The 16,286-nt window shown below is 55.5% G+C and carries 16 protein-coding genes; 2 read left to right on the forward strand and 14 right to left on the reverse strand.

Translation table 11 applies throughout. The features are described from left to right. Window positions 1-95 precede the first annotated feature (95 nt). Window positions 96-299 (forward strand): twin-arginine translocase subunit TatE, encoded by a 204-nt coding sequence (gene tatE, locus AB1287_RS04565; RefSeq protein WP_312624478.1) that lies wholly within the window; start codon window positions 96-98, stop codon window positions 297-299. Window positions 300-536: 237 nt separating this feature from the next. On the opposite strand, the gene lipA is transcribed toward tatE, so the two are convergent. The 14 genes from lipA to leuS all read right to left on the reverse strand — a co-directional run bounded on the left by lipA (window position 537) and on the right by leuS (window position 15,556). Further along, complete coding sequence (gene lipA, locus AB1287_RS04570; RefSeq protein WP_312624476.1) at window positions 537-1,502, reverse strand: lipoyl synthase; 966 nt, start codon at window positions 1,500-1,502, stop codon at window positions 537-539. 212 nt (window positions 1,503-1,714) lie between these two features. Beyond that, the gene (locus tag AB1287_RS04575) at window positions 1,715-2,668 is read right to left on the reverse strand and encodes a YbeF family transcriptional regulator (RefSeq protein WP_312624474.1); all 954 of its coding nucleotides are present in this window, start codon (window positions 2,666-2,668) and stop codon (window positions 1,715-1,717) included. A 301-nt stretch (window positions 2,669-2,969) separates the two neighbouring features. Beyond that, on the reverse strand, window positions 2,970-3,611 hold the full coding sequence (gene lipB / locus AB1287_RS04580) for a lipoyl(octanoyl) transferase LipB (RefSeq protein ID WP_312624472.1): 642 nt from the start codon (window positions 3,609-3,611) through the stop codon (window positions 2,970-2,972). A gap of 88 nt (window positions 3,612-3,699) precedes the next feature. Then, window positions 3,700-3,963: a DUF493 family protein YbeD gene (gene ybeD, locus AB1287_RS04585; protein ID WP_097164602.1), complete on the reverse strand. Its 264-nt coding sequence runs from the start codon at window positions 3,961-3,963 to the stop codon at window positions 3,700-3,702. A gap of 107 nt (window positions 3,964-4,070) precedes the next feature. Then, window positions 4,071-5,270, reverse strand: a complete 1,200-nt coding sequence (gene dacA, locus AB1287_RS04590; protein ID WP_312624469.1) for a D-alanyl-D-alanine carboxypeptidase DacA — start codon at window positions 5,268-5,270, stop codon at window positions 4,071-4,073. Window positions 5,271-5,408: 138 nt separating this feature from the next. Beyond that, window positions 5,409-6,566 (reverse strand): endolytic peptidoglycan transglycosylase RlpA, encoded by a 1,158-nt coding sequence (gene rlpA, locus AB1287_RS04595; RefSeq protein WP_312624899.1) that lies wholly within the window; start codon window positions 6,564-6,566, stop codon window positions 5,409-5,411. A gap of 13 nt (window positions 6,567-6,579) precedes the next feature. Then, window positions 6,580-7,692, reverse strand: a complete 1,113-nt coding sequence (gene mrdB / locus AB1287_RS04600; protein ID WP_312624468.1) for a peptidoglycan glycosyltransferase MrdB — start codon at window positions 7,690-7,692, stop codon at window positions 6,580-6,582. Window positions 7,693-7,694: 2 nt separating this feature from the next. After that, window positions 7,695-9,596, reverse strand: coding sequence for a peptidoglycan DD-transpeptidase MrdA (gene mrdA / locus AB1287_RS04605; RefSeq protein ID WP_435617096.1), 1,902 nt, complete (start codon window positions 9,594-9,596; stop codon window positions 7,695-7,697). A 27-nt stretch (window positions 9,597-9,623) separates the two neighbouring features. Then, complete coding sequence (rlmH, locus tag AB1287_RS04610; RefSeq protein ID WP_312624466.1) at window positions 9,624-10,091, reverse strand: 23S rRNA (pseudouridine(1915)-N(3))-methyltransferase RlmH; 468 nt, start codon at window positions 10,089-10,091, stop codon at window positions 9,624-9,626. Window positions 10,092-10,094: 3 nt separating this feature from the next. Continuing rightward, window positions 10,095-10,412 carry a ribosome silencing factor gene (gene rsfS, locus AB1287_RS04615; RefSeq protein ID WP_312624465.1) on the reverse strand — a complete coding sequence of 106 codons (318 nt, stop codon included), beginning with the start codon at window positions 10,410-10,412 and terminating at the stop codon, window positions 10,095-10,097. 285 nt (window positions 10,413-10,697) lie between these two features. Continuing rightward, window positions 10,698-11,339 carry a nicotinate-nucleotide adenylyltransferase gene (gene nadD, locus AB1287_RS04620; RefSeq protein ID WP_312624463.1) on the reverse strand — a complete coding sequence of 214 codons (642 nt, stop codon included), beginning with the start codon at window positions 11,337-11,339 and terminating at the stop codon, window positions 10,698-10,700. A gap of 1 nt (window position 11,340) precedes the next feature. Then, window positions 11,341-12,372, reverse strand: a complete 1,032-nt coding sequence (gene holA / locus AB1287_RS04625; RefSeq protein WP_435617097.1) for a DNA polymerase III subunit delta — start codon at window positions 12,370-12,372, stop codon at window positions 11,341-11,343. Beyond that, window positions 12,372-12,959, reverse strand: a complete 588-nt coding sequence (gene lptE / locus AB1287_RS04630) for an LPS assembly lipoprotein LptE (RefSeq protein ID WP_312624459.1) — start codon at window positions 12,957-12,959, stop codon at window positions 12,372-12,374. Before lptE ends, holA begins: the two co-directional genes overlap by 1 nt. Before the next feature lie 14 nt (window positions 12,960-12,973). Next, complete coding sequence (leuS, locus tag AB1287_RS04635) at window positions 12,974-15,556, reverse strand: leucine--tRNA ligase (protein ID WP_435617098.1); 2,583 nt, start codon at window positions 15,554-15,556, stop codon at window positions 12,974-12,976. Between the two features lie 214 nt (window positions 15,557-15,770). Between leuS and AB1287_RS04640 the strand changes: the two genes are divergently transcribed. Further along, window positions 15,771-16,253: a zinc ribbon-containing protein gene (locus AB1287_RS04640; protein WP_312624457.1), complete on the forward strand. Its 483-nt coding sequence runs from the start codon at window positions 15,771-15,773 to the stop codon at window positions 16,251-16,253. Window positions 16,254-16,286 lie beyond the last annotated feature (33 nt).

Below are 16,286 nucleotides of genomic sequence, written 5' to 3' on the forward strand. Positions count from 1 at the left end.
TACAGATTGCTATTGTGTGCCCTCGCGAAATGACCGTTAATTAGCTACGGTTTTGTTGGCGCGTTTTGTAGCCTGTTTTAATCAAGAAGGTATCTATGGGTGAGATTAGTATTACCAAGCTGCTGGTGGTGGCCGCACTGATCGTGCTGGTGTTCGGCACCAAAAAATTGCGTACGCTGGGCGGAGACCTGGGTTCGGCAATTAAAGGCTTCAAGAAAGCCATGAGCGAAGACGACACCGCCGCGAAGAAAAGCGCGGAAGACGAAGTCCCGGCAGAAAAACTCTCTCATAAAGAGTAACGGCGCAGCCGAAACAGCCGGAAGTTAGCGTTTCTCTTCACAGGTCTGTTTACCGACGCCACGAGTTTAACAGAGAGGCCGCAACAGGGTCCGTTGCGGCCTCTTGTCGTTTTTCAGGTCATTGACTGAAAACGTTGCAACTAACTGTTACACCACTTCGTTGGGCTGGGTTTAGCAGGACGAGAAAACAAAAAGGCCGCTGCTTTTACGCAGCGGCCTTTTTGTCAGCAGAGCGAATTACTTCACTTCCATGCCTTTGGCTTGCAAATCTGCATGGTAAGAAGAACGCACGAAAGGCCCGCAGGCGGCGTGGGTGAAGCCCATCGCCAGCGCTTCGGCTTTCATTTCATCAAACTCATCCGGGCTGACATAGCGCTGTACCGGCAGGTGGTGACGGCTAGGCTGCAGATACTGGCCCAGGGTCAGCATCGTTACGCCGTGGCGACGCAGATCGCGCATGACTTCAATGATTTCAGCGTTCGTTTCGCCTAAGCCAACCATCAGACCTGATTTCGTCGGGATATCCGGATGCGCTTCTTTAAAACGCTCCAGCAGCTTCAGAGACCAGTTGTAGTCTGCGCCTGGACGTACCTGGCGGTAAACGCGTGGAACGTTCTCCAGGTTGTGGTTGAAGACGTCTGGTGGCGTGGCGGTGAGGATCTCCAGCGCGCGATCCATACGACCACGGAAATCCGGGACCAGCGTTTCGATTTTAATATTCGGGCTTTTTTCACGGATGGCGTCGATGCAGTCCGCAAAGTGCTGAGCACCGCCGTCGCGCAGATCGTCGCGGTCAACGGAGGTAATCACCACGTAGCGCAGCGCCATGTCGGCGATGGTTTGTGCCAGCTTCTGCGGCTCATTAGCATCCGGTGCAACCGGGCGGCCGTGGGCTACGTCGCAGAACGGACAGCGGCGGGTGCAAATTGCACCGAGGATCATAAAGGTGGCTGTGCCGTGGTTAAAACATTCCGCGAGGTTCGGGCAGGAGGCTTCTTCGCACACTGAGTGCAGGCCGTTTTTACGCATGGCCGCTTTGATACCCTGAATACGGGTGGAATCAGCCGGCAGTTTGATTTTCATCCACTCCGGTTTTCTCAGCAGCGCTTCGCGCTCAGTAGCCACGTTTTTAACCGGGATAAGGGCCATTTTATCGGCGTCGCGGTACTTAACACCGCGTTCCATCACAATGGGTTTACTCATAGCGTGCGTGTTCCAGTTGCGAGTAACGAAGGAAAGCGTTTCAATTCAAGGGAATGTTGTATTTATCAACTATTTTTGAATCAGATGGCTGGCAGTATAGCATTAATCAGGTGGATAAAGCAGCCTGCCAGCCCGGCAATTTGTAAAGCAGATGTTGCTTTATGTGCTTAATCACGCTGGATAAAGCAGATGAAAGGCGGGGTTCAGCCGGCTCAGAAGGCCTGGCGAATAGCGGTAATGACGCTTTGCAGTACCGGGTCACGCATGCTGAGCTTATTGTAATGCAGTGAAAAATCGACAGATTCATCTCTTAATGGTGCGAAATCCACCACCTGCAACGGCCAGCAGCGGGCGAAAAGTTCAAAGCAGCGGGCTGGCATCAGGCCAACGAGTTCGCTGCTGCCGATCAGGGCGGCAATCGTCACAAGGTTGTAACTGCTGAAGCTGATACGCTGATCGGGGAACATTTCATGCAGCCGCTTGCGTAAATCGGTATGGGCGGCGCCCTCCATCATCAGCAACGTATATTCATAGTGACTCAGCGACTCTTTGGTGTGCGGCGTTTTAAACAGCGGGTGCCCGGCGCGTGCCACCAGCACGATCCGGTCGTTATACAGCACATGATGGCTCAGGGCGCGTGCGTTGTGAACATTGCTGTCGATGATGAGATCCGTCTGGAACTGGCTCAGCTGGAGGCCGACGTCGGTGATCGGGATATTACGCAGCAGAAGCTGCGGGAATTTATCTTTAATGGTCTGGTAGATGGCTGGCATCACCACAGCACCTACCGTTGGCGACGTACCAATGGTGATGGTGCGCTGTTTATCATAGCTGCCGGTTAAATCGAGCGCGCCCAGAATCGACTCGAGGCCCTGGCTGATGTATTCATGGAGATGCGTGGCGTAGGCCGTGGGGGTCACGCCCTGGCCTTTGCGGATGAACAGCGGATCGGGAAATATTGTGCGCAGCTTCTGAATAGACTGGCTAATAGCCGATGGCGTGAGATTCAGAATTTTCGCAGCATTAACGATGCCTTTGTGTACATATACGGCTTCGAAAATCGTCAACAGGTTGAGATCGATATTTCGCAGCGTCCGGAAGATTTGCGGCGTATCACTCTCAAGACGAGGATTTATTCGGCTTTCCGGCTGATCGTTATATTCCACACTTGTACTCCGTATTCATTCACAATATGAATGATAGTTGAAAAGGTATTTATTGTTATTATGCTTTTGAGAAATCGGTTTACGCGGAGACAGGATTTAGTTCACGTTGAACAATGAGTTACATCTTGGACTGCGGAACCTTCTCGCTTTTTGGTGGTGGTGTTAATGTAAAATTTTGTTTGTGGCGAAGTAACTTTGCCGCCTGGCGAAGGAAAAATATAGAAAGTCAGGTTTAATGTAAAGGAAAACCAGGCAAAAGGGGCTGGGACCCGACACAATATCAGGTCCGCTATATAATATATTAAGCCGTAATATATTTATGAGGTGGATTGTTTAGCAGTGCTAAAAACTTAGAGATAAGGACCGGTGAAATATTTTCCGGTCTGGCGTCCGCACGCCATTGTTGCATTTGCGTCATTTCCATCCCGGCATAGCCACACGGGTTTATGCGTAAAAACGGCGATAAATCCATGGCGATATTCAGCGCCAGCCCATGAAATGAGCAGCCTTTACGGATGCGCAAGCCCAGAGAGCAAATCTTCTTTTCCCCTACGTAAACGCCCGGGGCATCGGCACGAGGGTGGGATTCAATATCAAACTCTGCCAGGGTGTTAACCACGGTTTGCTCAAGCAGAGTGACCAGTTCGCGCACGCCCAGCTTGCGGCGTTTTAAGTCCAGAAGTACATACATGACCTGCTGGCCTGGCCCGTGGTAGGTCACCTGGCCGCCGCGATCGCTCTGAATAACGGGAATGTCGCCCGGCACCAGTACATGCTCCGCTTTCCCGGCCTGGCCCTGGGTAAACACAGGCTGATGCTCAACCAGCCAGATTTCGTCCGGAGTGGTTTCATCGCGCTGGTCGGTAAAGTCATGCATCGCCTGAGAGACAGGCTCATAGGGCTGTACGCCAAGCTGGCGGACGAGAAGGGTGTTGAGATCCAAAACGACAACTCCGCGGAAAGGGAAAACAGGAGTGGGAGTATATCACAGCGGGAGGAAGAGATTGCCCGGCGTGTGCCGGGCAAAGGGATTACAGCACCATACGAACGATTTCGATATTTCCCAGCTCTTCGTACAGGGTTTCAACCTGCTCGATGTGGGTTGCGTTGATGGTGATAGAAACCGAGTGGTAGTTGCCTTTGCTGCTCGGTTTTACCTGTGGAGAGTAATCACCTGGCGCATGGCGCTGCACCACTTCCACCACCTGGTCAACCAGCTCAGGCTTCGCCAGACCCATCACCTTGTAGGTGAATGAAGTAGGGAATTCAAGCAGTTCGTTAAGTTTGGTTTTCATGTCAGCTCCGGTGGTTTTAAAAGCACTGCTCCCGCGCAGGGCACGGGAGCAGTAATAGTCATGCGTAGTATATGGGGATGGAAATCACACTTTCAAGCGTCTATTTTTTAACCAAACCAGTGGTGGAACATTAATTTAATGTAATCAATGATCTTACCGAAGAAGTTGCCTTCCGGGATTTCCTGGAGCACCACCAGAGGACGCTGTTCAATGGTTTTGCCATCAAGCTGGAAGTTGATGGTGCCGACGACCTGGTTTTTCTGCAGCGGAGCGTGCAGCTCGGTGTTGTTCAGCACGTAGCTTGCTTTCAGATCCTTCATGCGACCGCGTGGAATAGTCAGGTAAACGTCTTTATCTACGCCCAGCGAGGCGCGATCGGTGTCACCAAACCAGGCGGGTTCAGAGGCAAACTCTTTGCCTGCTTTCAGTGGGTTGACGGTTTCGAAGAAGCGGAAGCCCCAGGTCAGCAGCTTTTTACTTTCCGTTTCGCGGCCCTTGAAGGTACGTCCGCCCATGACGGCAGAGACCAGACGCATCTGTCCTTCCGTGGCGGAAGCCACGAGGTTATAGCCCGCTTTATCCGTGTGGCCGGTTTTGATGCCGTCCACGTTCAGGCTGTTATCCCACAGTAAACCGTTACGGTTCATCTGGCGGATGCCGTTAAAGGTAAACTCTTTTTCTTTGTAGATGGTGTACTCGTTCGGCACGTCACGGATCAGCGCCTGGCCAATCAGCGCCATATCGCGCGCCGAGCTGTACTGACCGTCAGCATCCAGGCCATGAACGGTCTGGAAGTGGGAGTTTTTCAGGCCCAGCGCGGCGACGTAGCTGTTCATCAGACCGACGAACGCATCCTGACTTCCGGCAACGTAATCGGCCATCGCGACGCAGGCATCGTTGCCGGACTGCAGGTTGATCCCACGAATCAGCTGGGAAACCGGCACCTGCATGCCTGGCTTGAGGAACATCAGGGAAGAGCCTTTGAATACCGGGTTACCGGTCGCCCAGGCGTCGGTACCCACGGTCACCAGATCGGATTCCTTGAACTTACCCGCTTTCATTGCCTGACCGATGACGTAGCTGGTCATCATTTTGGTCAGGCTGGCAGGATCGCGACGAGCGTCTGCGTTCTGCTCGGCGAGGACTTTGCCTGAGTTGTAATCGATCAGAATGTAGGATTCTGCGTCAATCTGCGGAACGCCAGGAATCATGGTTTTGATGTTCAGGTCATCAGCGTGTGCGGCGGAAGTCAGTGCGGCAACGGACAGCGCAGTGATGAGTAAACGAGCAGAGAAAGAGGTCTTCATGGTCAGAACAACGACATCCGTGATGGAGTGAAAAAAGTGCCTAACTATAGCAAATGCGCTGAGGGCAGGCATCCTGCAATGCGTATGAGATTGTTAATGGTTATAACATTCGCACGGCGTTAAGGATGCCTTTCCCGATTAGTTGGCGTGAGTAATGAATGACTGCAGCTGCGCCTCGCTTTGCAGACGCTGCTGTAAGGTACCTGCCTCGGTCTTGCTGCTGAACGGACCTAACTGGATACGCCAGACGGCACCGTTTTGCGTCACACGGCCCGGCACGGAAAATTGCTGGCTCAGACGCTGCTGGTATTGCTGTGCACGGCCCTGATCGCTGACGGCGCCCACCTGAACAACGTAGCTGCCGCTGGATGCAGCAGGCGCGGCAACTGGCGCAGCTGCCGGAGCTACGGCACCTTGCGTAGAGCCAGGTGCCGTAACCGGTGCGTTCTGCGTGGCGACAGGCTGAGCTGCGGGTTGTGCAGTAACCGGCTGTGCAGCAGCAGGTTGTGCAGCAGGTTCGCTGCCTTCCAGAACGCCGTTGTTAAGCGGTGTTGGCGCGCCGAGGAAGCCGCTGCTGTTAACTGGTGCGCCCGTGCTGTCCTCCGGTTTTAGCGTGTCGTTGCTTATCGCGCGCACGTTGCCCTGCGGAGTCTGATCTTGTGGAACCGAGGAGGCGCTACCCATGCCGCCATTCAAATCCGGGCGAGCGGGCAGGGCGTAAGTCTGTTTGGCGATGGTCGTACAGGTGGTACCCGGGCCGGACATCGTGCCGTCCTGCGCCACAATAATCGGGTCGATCCGCACTTTGGTGTTGTTCGACGTATTCAGGCGATCGGCTGCGGCGCGGGAGAGCGAGATGACGCGATCGTTGCCATAAGGGCCACGATCGTTAATGCGCACAATCAGCATGCGACCGTTCGCCAGGTTGGTGATACGTGCGTAGCTTGGGATTGGCAGCGTTGGATGCGCCGCAGTGAGCTGTGTCGGGTCAAAGGCTTCGCCGGAGGCGGTCAGGTTACTGCCGGGTTCCGCATCGTAAATTGCCGCAAAGCCTGCCTGGCTGAAGTTGGCCGGATCCTGAACGATTTTAAAGTTCTTGCCGTCGCGCTGGTAATCCTGATTCACCGTTGGATTCGGGAGTTCATAGCGTGGCTCAGCGCCCGTGATTTCTGTTACGGGGCCGTTGCAGACTGCCGGCTGCGGTGCGGTGATGGTCTGCTGCTGCTGCCCATCATCACTTGAACACGCGGCGAGCATACCCGCGGCAATACAGATCCCAAGCCATTGTTTACGCATCATTGCGCACCCCTTATACGCTTTTCGACAACATTTTTCTGTGGGTGTGGATCGACATCACGATACCAAACCCGGCCATCAGTACGATCAGGGCAGAGCCCCCATAGCTGACCAGCGGCAGCGGTACGCCAACCACCGGCAGGATCCCACTCACCATACCAATATTTACGAAGACATAAACGAATAAAATCAACATTAAACCTCCGGCCATCACGCGACCAAAGGTAGTTTGTGCCTGGGCGGCAATCCACAGGCCACGCATGATGAGCAGGACGTAAAGCGCCAGCAGCACCAGGAAACCTATCAGGCCGAGCTCTTCGGCAAGGACCGCAAAAATAAAGTCGGTATGGCGTTCGGGCAGGAATTCAAGCTGCGACTGGGTGCCGTGCAGCCAGCCTTTACCGCGCAGGCCACCGGAGCCAATCGCAATTTTAGACTGGATGATGTGATAGCCTGCGCCGAGCGGATCGGTTTCCGGGTCGAGCAGCATCATCACGCGCTGGCGCTGATAATCGTGCATCAGGAAGAACCAGAGGATTGGGATAAACGCCGCCACCAGCACCACGGCAACGCCAATCAACCGCCAGCTCAGGCCGGAGAGGAACAGCACGAACAGGCCGGAGAGGGCAATCAAAATGGAGGTGCCAAGATCGGGCTGTGCAGCAACCAGCAGCGTTGGCAGGAAGATCAGCACCAGCGCAATAGCCGTGTTCTTGAGCGAAGGAGGACACACGTCACGGTTGATAAATCGGGCTACCATCAGCGGCACGGCGATTTTGGCTATCTCAGACGGCTGGAAGCGCACCACGCCCAGATCGAGCCAGCGCTGTGCGCCTTTCGAGATGGCGCCGAAGGCGTCTACCGCGACCAGTAAAATGATACAGAAGATATACAGCCACGGCGCCCAGCCTTCGTATACGCGAGGCGGGATCTGCGCCATCACCACCATGATGACAACGCCCATCGCGATCTGGCCGATTTTGCGCTCCATCATGCCAATGTCCTGTCCGCTGGCGCTCCAGATGACCAGCGCGCTGTAGGTCAGTAGCGCCAGCAGGATCAGCAGCATGGTCGGATCCAGGTGGATTTTATCCCACAGCGATTTCTTGTTCGGATTGTCCGTCATAATTATTGGTCCTCCGCCGCGGTGGCTGCCGGGTTTTCCGACGGCAGTACGGTATTGTTATCACCAAGCATGATGTGATCGAGGATCTGGCGCATTAACGTCCCGACTGCCGGGCCCGCGCCGCCGTTCTCGAGGATGATGGCGACGGCGACTTTCGGGCTGTCGTATGGGGCAAACGCCGTCATCAGCTTATGGTCACGCAGGCGTTCCGCAATGCGGTGCGCGTTATAGGTTTCGTTTGCTTTCAGGCCAAAGACCTGGGCTGTACCGGACTTGGCCGCCACTTTGTAAGGTGCGCCCGCGAAGTATTTGTGCGCCGTCCCGTTAGGGCGGTTAGCAACGCCATACATTCCGTCTTTGGCAATTTCCCAGAAGCCGGAGTGAATGTCGCCGACGGGCGTTTCCTGCGGCTGCTGCCACGGCACCTGCTTCCCTTCCTCGGTAGTGCTCATCAGCAGGTGCGGCACTTTCACCACACCGTCGTTAATCAGGATCATCAGTGCTTTGCTCATCTGAATCGGCGTCGCCGTCCAGTAACCCTGGCCGATACCTACCGGAATGGTGTCACCCTGATACCACGGTTTTTTAAAGCGTTTCAGCTTCCATTCGCGGGTTGGCATATTCCCGGAGCGCTCTTCGGAGAGGTCAATGCCGGTGTAATGGCCGTAGCCAAATTTGCCCATCCACTCAGACAGGCGGTCGATACCCATATCGTAGGCGACCTGGTAGAAGAAGGTGTCGGCAGATTCTTCCAGCGCTTTGGTGACGTTCAGGTGGCCGTGGCCCCATTTTTTCCAGTCACGATAGCGTTTATCGGAGCCCGGTAGCTGCCACCAGCCCGGATCGAACAGGCCTGTATTACGGGTGATCACGCCTGCGCTCAGGGCAGAAACGGAGACGTAAGGCTTAACCGTTGACGCTGGCGGGTAAACGCCCTGCGTGGCGCGGTTCACCAGCGGCGTATTCGGGTCGTTCAGCAGAGAAGAGTAATCCTTGCTGGAGATCCCATCCACAAACAGGTTCGGGTCGTAGCTTGGCATGGAGACCAGCGCGAGGATGCCGCCGGAACGCGGATCGGTCACGACAACGGCGGCGCGGCTCCCGGCCAGCAGCGTTTCGATATACTGCTGCAGCTTCAAATCGAGGGTCAGGTAGATATCGTGCCCGGCCTGCGGAGGCACTTCTTTCAACTGGCGAATCACGCGGCCGCGGTTGTTGACTTCGACTTCTTCATAGCCCGTCTGGCCGTGCAGCACGTCTTCGTAATAGCGCTCAATACCCAGCTTGCCGATATCGTGCGTGGCGGCATAGTTGGCGAGCTTGCCTTCTTTATCGAGGCGGTCGACGTCTTTATCGTTAATTTTCGACACATAGCCGATGACGTGCGTTAGTGCCGAACCATACGGGTAGTAGCGGCGCTTATAACCTTTTACTTCCACGCCGGGGAAGCGGTACTGGTTGACGGCGAAGCGGGCGACCTGCACTTCGGTCAGGTTTACCTTGACCGGAATCGAGGTGAAGCGGTGCGAACGGGCTCGCTCTTTCCTGAAGTTGGCGATGTCGTCGTCGGTGAGATCAACGACGCTGCGCAGATCGTTCAGCGTCTGCTGCAGGTTATCGACCTTCTCCGGCATCAGCTCCAGCTGATAAATGGTGCGGTTCAGCGCCAGCGGCGTGCCGTTGCGATCGTAAATGATGCCGCGGCTGGGCGGGATGGGCACCAGCTTGATGCGGTTTTCGTTAGAGCGGGTTTGATAGTCAGTGAAACGGACAATTTGCAGATTATAGAGGTTAAACACCAGCACGCCGCTGAGTGCTAAAATCCCAAGAAAAGCGATTACCGCCCGGCGCACAAACAGCGCGGACTCAGCCGTGTAATCGCGAAAAGAATTCTGTAATTTCATCCGCTGCTTAATCTAACCTGGTCATCATTACTCGCGGTGGTAAGGGTGGTTGGTGGTAATGCTCCACGCCCGGTACAGGCTTTCGGCGACCAGTACCCGAACAAGCGGGTGAGGGAGCGTCAGCGCGGAGAGGGACCAACTTTGTTCTGCTGCGGCTTTACAGGCGGGCGATAAGCCTTCCGGACCCCCGATAAGCAGGCTCACGTCACGGCCATCCTGCTTCCAGCGCTCGAGTTCCTGAGCAAGCTGAGGGGTGTCCCATGGGCGGCCTGGAATATCCAGCGTGACAATGCGGTTCTTACCCGCCGCCGCCAGCATCAGCTCACCTTCTTTCTCCAGAATGCGTTTGATATCGGCATTCTTGCCGCGCTTACCGGCGGGAATTTCCACCAGCTCGAACGGCATATCTTTGGGAAAGCGGCGCAGGTACTCCGTGAACCCGGTCTGAACCCAGTCCGGCATTTTTGTGCCCACGGCAATCAGCTGCAGCTTCACGCATTAACCCCAGAGTTTTTCCAGTTCGTACAGGCGACGGCTCTCTTCCTGCATCACGTGGACGATGACGTCACCCAGATCAACCACAACCCAGTCGGCGACGTTTTCGCCTTCAACGCCCAGCGGCAGCATGCCAGCAGCGCGGGATTCCTGAACGACGTGGTCTGCAATAGACATCACATGGCGGGTGGAAGTACCGGTACAAATGATCATGCAGTCGGTGATGCTGGATTTGCCGTGAACATCGATAGCCACGATATCCTGGCCTTTAAGATCGTCGATTTTGTCGATAACAAAATCCTGAAGTGCTTTACCCTGCAAGTTTCCCCCTGGTCAGGTGATAAAAAAGATAAACAGCCCGTAAGTATACCTGAAACCAGGACGAAGTCGGACAAATGTCGCCAGCCGGACATAACCGGCGGGCTATCATCCCATCCCATGGCCATGATTGCATCGCCATTTTTGTAAAACAATTTCTGTAAATCAGCGGGGTGGGATGAGTCAGGCTGCGGAGAATAGCAGCCTGTCAGGGGGTGTTCAATGGTCTGGAGGGGCGTCAGTAAAGAAAATGGAACATTCGTATCGATTACGGATATTTCGCGAGCGTTATCGGTACAGTCCCTGTTGATTGATGTAGTCGAGCACGGCCTGAGGCAGCATCTGCGCGCAGGATTCACCGTGCTGTAAACGTTCGCGAATGAGCGTCGCGGAAATATCAAACCACGGCGTTTCCGCGAGGTAAATTTTTCCGGCAGGTGTGTGGTGCAGATCGTCAGCGTGGTGAGTGAGGTGGCGTTCTAGCCACTGCTGATGCGCCTCCTCTTTCATCGTCATCGGGTAGCCTGGGCGGCGGCACACCAGCAGGTGTGCGTTTTCCAGAATGCTTTCATAGTCGTGCCAGGAGGGAAAATTGAGCAGCGAATCCTGGCCGATGATAAAGGCTAATGGCTGCACAGTCCCCTGTTCCAGACGCCACTCTTTTAGCGTCTCTGACGTGTACGAGGGTGTATCACGATTAAGCTCCCGTTCATCGAGTTCAAACAGCGGCTTGTCCGCAATCGCCAGCTCCAGCATGTGTTTGCGCTGAGTACTGGTCGCTTCCGGCTGAGGGCGATGGGGAGGGACGTTGTTCGGCATGATTATCACGCGGGACAGACCAATGAGATTTGCCAGAATCTCAACCGGTTTGAGGTGTCCGTAGTGAACGGGATCGAATGTGCCGCCGTAAAGCGCCTTTAACGCCGTCATATTATCCTTCGAAGAAAACGTCGGGCAGGTTTTTGTGGCACAGCAGCAGCGACAGGCCGTCAAGTTCGGCCCAGACTGACTGGCCGTAATCCTGCTTGAGCGTCAGCTCGGTGCGTGCCAGCAGAGCAACCGCATGGCGCAGCTGTTCCTGGCTCAGGCGGTTCAGCGCTTCCGTAAACAGGGGACGACGGTTCTGCCAGACGCGGTGCTTATCAAACAGCGTGCGAAGCGGCGTGGAAACCGACTGACGTTTCATATTCACCAGCAACAAAAGCTCACGCTGGAGGGTGCGCAGCAGGATCACCGGTTCGCTGCCTTCCTGACGAAGCTGCTGAAGAATGTGCAGCGCACGCTTACTTTTTCCGGCTAACAGCGCATCAAGCCAGTGGAACGGCGTGAAATGGGCGGCGTCGTTTACCGCCTGCTCAACGCGCGGCAGCGTAAGCTTGCCGTCAGGCCACAGCAGCGCCAGGCGCTCAAGCGCCTGAGCCAGTGCCAGCAGATTGCCTTCATAGCAGTAGCAGAGCAGCTGGCTTGCGGCCTCATCAAGCTGAAGATTGTGCTGCTTAGCACGAGCCGCCAGCCAGCGAGGCAGCTGCGCCTGTTCTGGCGTCTGGCAGGAAACCTGCACTGAGCGTTCAGACAGCGCACTGTACCAGGCGGCGTTTTCCTGCGCTTTGGTCAGCTTATTACCGCGAACGATCAGCAACAGGTCGTCGTGGAGCCGTCCTGTCAGCGCGGTAAGCTGCTCGTTAATCGCGGCGTTGGGGCCGTTTTCCGGCAGGATGAGCATCAGCGTCTGACGGCTGGCAAACAGGCTACGTTCCTGGCTCAGGGAAAACAGCGCATTCCAGTCCGTGCTGGTATCGATGGAAACGGTATGGTGTTCATCAAAGCCCTGCGTAGCCGCCGCGTGGCGGATGGCGTCCTGGCTTTCCTGAAGCAGAAGGGGATCGTTACCGAGGAGAAGATACGCCGCGCGCAGTCCTTCAGAGATCTGCGCGCGGAGTTGTTCCGGGTACAACCGAATCATCAGTTACCCAGCGTGGTGGAGACGCGAGTGGAGTCAGGAGCCGCGGTGCTGCTGGCGGCTGACTGCTCTTCCTCTTTAGTGGCTTCAGCATCCGCCACTTTGATGCTTGGCAGCTTACGAATCAGCTGTTGAGCGGCTTTGTCATACATTTCCTGAATGATGATGTCCTGCTCGGAATCTTTCGCCAGCGCCTTTTGCGGGTTATCGAAGAACGAACGATAGACCTTAGTGCTGATTGGATAGATATCGTGGCCCGGGATCAGCACGCTGGCCCTGACGGTCATCACCATCTGGTATTCTGCCGTCTGACCGTTCTGGAATACCGATGCGGTATCTTTGCCGATAGACGCACCGCCCAGACGCAGGGACGGAATGTCCTGACGTATGGAGCTACCTTCAACGATCTCAATGCCGTTCAGACGAAGCTGGTTACGGACTGAACGACTCAGCGGACCGTTAGGATCGCTTGAGACAAAGATCATCTTTTTCATGTTGTCCGGCACCTGCGTGGTACTACGCAGATGCCAGCCACAGCCTGCGGTGACCAGCACCGCAAGAGTGACCACTAACGTTGTCAGAAATCGCACGCTTCCTCCCGCGCTTAGCCAACGACCAGGTTGAGCAGTTTGCCCGGTACGTAAATGACTTTACGCACGGTCACGCCGTCCAGATATTTTGCGACCAGAGGTTCCTGGCCTGCACGTTCACGAACCTGTTCTTCCGTTGCATCCACCGGCACGGTGACTTTACCGCGGACTTTACCGTTAACCTGTACCACGACGAGCGTGGTGTTTTCCACCATCGCTTTTTCGTCTGCGACCGGCCACGGTGCATTGTCCACATCGCCTTCGCCGCTGAGGATCTGCCACAGGGTGAAGCTGACGTGCGGTGTGAACGGGTTGAGCATGCGCACGACGGCCAGCAGCGCTTCCTGCATCAGAGCGCGATCCTGCTCACCTTCAGCCGGGGCTTTCGCCAGCTTGTTCATCAGCTCCATAATCGCCGCGATAGCGGTGTTAAAGGTCTGACGACGACCGATATCATCGGTTACTTTGGCGATAGTCTTGTGAACGTCACGACGCAGCGCCTGCTGATCTTCGCTCAACGCATCGACGTTCAGCGAGGCAACCGGGCCTTTAGAGGTGTGCTCGTAAACCAGTTTCCAGACGCGTTTCAGGAAGCGGTTTGCACCTTCCACGCCGGATTCCTGCCACTCGAGCGTCATATCTGCTGGTGAAGCGAACATCATGAACAGACGCACGGTGTCTGCGCCATAGCGCTCAACCATAACCTGCGGATCGATGCCGTTGTTTTTGGACTTGGACATCTTGCTCATGCCGGTATACACCAGCTCATGACCTTCGGCGTCTTTCGCCTTAACAATACGGCCTTTGTCGTCGCGCTCAACAATTGCATCAACCGGAGAAACCCAGTTGCGCTCGCCGTTTTCGCCGACATAGTAGAACGCATCGGCCAGCACCATGCCCTGACACAGCAGCTGTTTGGCTGGCTCGTCAGAGTTCACCATGCCCGCATCACGCATCAGCTTGTGGAAGAAGCGGAAGTAGAGCAGGTGCATGATGGCGTGTTCAATACCGCCAATGTAGATATCAACTGGCAGCCAGTAGTTTGCGGCATCGGAATCCAGCATGCCTTCCTGGTAGTCCGGGCAGGTGTAGCGTGCGTAGTACCAGGAGGACTCCATGAAGGTGTCGAAGGTATCAGTTTCGCGCAGCGCAGGCTGGCCGTTGACGGTGGTTTTCGCCCACTCAGGATCGGCTTTAATTGGGCTGGTGATACCGTCCATGACCACGTCTTCCGGCAGGATAACCGGCAGTTGATCTTCAGGCGTTGGCATCACGGTGCCGTCTTCCAGGGTCACCATTGGGATTGGCGCGCCCCAGTAGCGCTGACGGGACACACCCCAGTCGCGCAGGCGGAAGTTGACTTTACGCTCACCCACGCCCATTGCTGCGAGCTTATCGGCGATGGCGTTGAAGCCTGCTTCGTAGCTCAGACCGTTGAATTCACCTGAGTTGAACAGCGTGCCTTTTTCGGTCAGCGCTTGTTCAGACAGATCGGGCTCGGAGCCGTCGGCTGCGAGGATAACCGGCTTGATGTTCAGGCCGTATTTGCTCGCAAATTCATAGTCGCGCTGATCGTGGCCCGGAACGGCCATCACGGCGCCTGTGCCGTACTCCATCAGCACAAAGTTAGCGGCCCAGACCGGGATGGCTTCGCCGGTCAGCGGGTGAATCGCTTTGAAGCCAGTGTCGACGCCTTTCTTCTCCATGGTCGCCATGTCTGCTTCGGCAACCTTGGTGTTGCGGCACTCATCGATGAAGGACGCCAGCGCCGGATTGTTTGCCGCTGCCTGCTGTGCCAGCGGATGACCCGCCGCCACGGCCAGGTAGGTGCAGCCCATGAAGGTGTCCGGACGGGTGGTGTACACGGTCAGTTTGTCCGCGTAATCCGCTACGTCAAAGGAGATTTCCACACCTTCGGAACGACCGATCCAGTTGCGCTGCATGGTTTTCACCGTGTCAGGCCACTGATCCATTTTGTCCAGATCGTTCAGCAGTTCATCGGCATAGGCCGTGATTTTGATGAACCACTGTGGGATCTCTTTACGCTCAACTTTGGTGTCGCAGCGCCAGCAGCAGCCGTCGATAACCTGCTCGTTCGCGAGAACGGTCTGGTCGTTCGGGCACCAGTTAACGGCGGAGGTTTTTTTGTACACCAGACCTTTTTTGTAGAGCTCGGTGAAGAACTTCTGCTCCCAGCGGTAATATTCCGGGGTGCAGGTTGCCAGCTCGCGGCTCCAGTCATAGCCAAAGCCCAGCATTTTGAGCTGGTTTTTCATGTACGCGATGTTGTCGTACGTCCATGGAGCTGGCGCGGTGTTGTTTTTCACCGCGGCACCTTCAGCCGGCAGGCCGAACGCATCCCAGCCGATTGGCTGAAGCACGTTTTTACCCAGCATACGCTGGTAGCGGGCAATCACATCACCGATGGTGTAGTTACGCACGTGGCCCATGTGTAGTCGGCCAGAAGGATAGGGGAGCATCGACAGGCAGTAGTATTTCTCTTTACTGTTGTCTTCGGTCACTTCAAACGTGCGCTTTTCGTCCCAGTGTTGCTGGACTTTCGATTCTATCTCTTCCGGGCGGTATTGCTCTTGCATGGCAGCCAGTGGTCCTGTTTTCAATACAGCTACAAACGTAGCCAATGGATGTGGTCATTCAGATCCGCATAGCATAGCCCAAACGGGCACGTCAAAACAGCCTTTCACACACTCCGGCCTTGCGTTTATTTACCGGGTCTGTGGCGTAGCTGACAAAGCTTCCGGGAAATAAGGTCTATCATTAGAGGACGTTAACCGTCCGGGAGATGAAACAATGAACAAGGTTGCTCAATATTATCGTGAACTGGTGACGGCGCTGACCGAGCGGCTGCGTAATGGAGAGCGCGATATTGACGCGCTGGTTGAGCAGGCAAGAGCGCGAGTCAGCCAGACCGGGGAGTTAACGCGAACAGAAATTGACGAGCTGACCCGGGCCGTCCGCCGCGATCTGGAGGAGTTTGCGGTTAGCTATAACGAAAGCCAGGATGAAGTGAAGGATAGCGTGTTCCTGCGGGTGATTAAGGAGAGTATCTGGCAGGAGCTGGCGGATATCACCGACAAAACGCAGCTTGAGTGGCGAGAAGTGTTCCAGGACCTGAATCACCACGGCGTTTATCACAGCGGAGAAGTGGTCGGGCTGGGGAATCTGGTCTGCGAGAAATGCCATTTCCACCTCGCTGTTTACTCGCCGGATGTGCTACCGCTGTGCCCGAAATGCGGTCATGACCAGTTCCAGCGGAAGGCCTTTGAGCCCTAGGTAAATGCGTTCCTCCTGTAAGGAGGAACTAGT

It is taken from the genome of Scandinavium sp. UTDF21-P1B (genome assembly GCF_040750395.1).
In the GTDB taxonomy this organism is placed as follows: domain Bacteria; phylum Pseudomonadota; class Gammaproteobacteria; order Enterobacterales; family Enterobacteriaceae; genus Scandinavium.

Coding starts and splice junctions, on each gene's coding strand:
- tatE (WP_312624478.1), top strand. CDS start 96: ATGGGTGAGATTAGTATTACCAAGCTGCTGGTGGTGGCCGCACTGATC.
- lipA (WP_312624476.1), bottom strand. CDS start 1,502: ATGAGTAAACCCATTGTGATGGAACGCGGTGTTAAGTACCGCGACGCC.
- ybeD (WP_097164602.1), bottom strand. CDS start 3,963: ATGAAAACCAAACTTAACGAACTGCTTGAATTCCCTACTTCATTCACC.
- dacA (WP_312624469.1), bottom strand. CDS start 5,270: ATGAAGACCTCTTTCTCTGCTCGTTTACTCATCACTGCGCTGTCCGTT.
- rlpA (WP_312624899.1), bottom strand. CDS start 6,566: ATGCGTAAACAATGGCTTGGGATCTGTATTGCCGCGGGTATGCTCGCC.
- mrdB (WP_312624468.1), bottom strand. CDS start 7,692: ATGACGGACAATCCGAACAAGAAATCGCTGTGGGATAAAATCCACCTG.
- mrdA (WP_435617096.1), bottom strand. CDS start 9,596: ATGAAATTACAGAATTCTTTTCGCGATTACACGGCTGAGTCCGCGCTG.
- nadD (WP_312624463.1), bottom strand. CDS start 11,339: ATGACGGCGTTAAAGGCGCTTTACGGCGGCACATTCGATCCCGTTCAC.
- holA (WP_435617097.1), bottom strand. CDS start 12,372: ATGATTCGGTTGTACCCGGAACAACTCCGCGCGCAGATCTCTGAAGGA.
- leuS (WP_435617098.1), bottom strand. CDS start 15,556: ATGCAAGAGCAATACCGCCCGGAAGAGATAGAATCGAAAGTCCAGCAA.
- AB1287_RS04640 (WP_312624457.1), top strand. CDS start 15,771: ATGAACAAGGTTGCTCAATATTATCGTGAACTGGTGACGGCGCTGACC.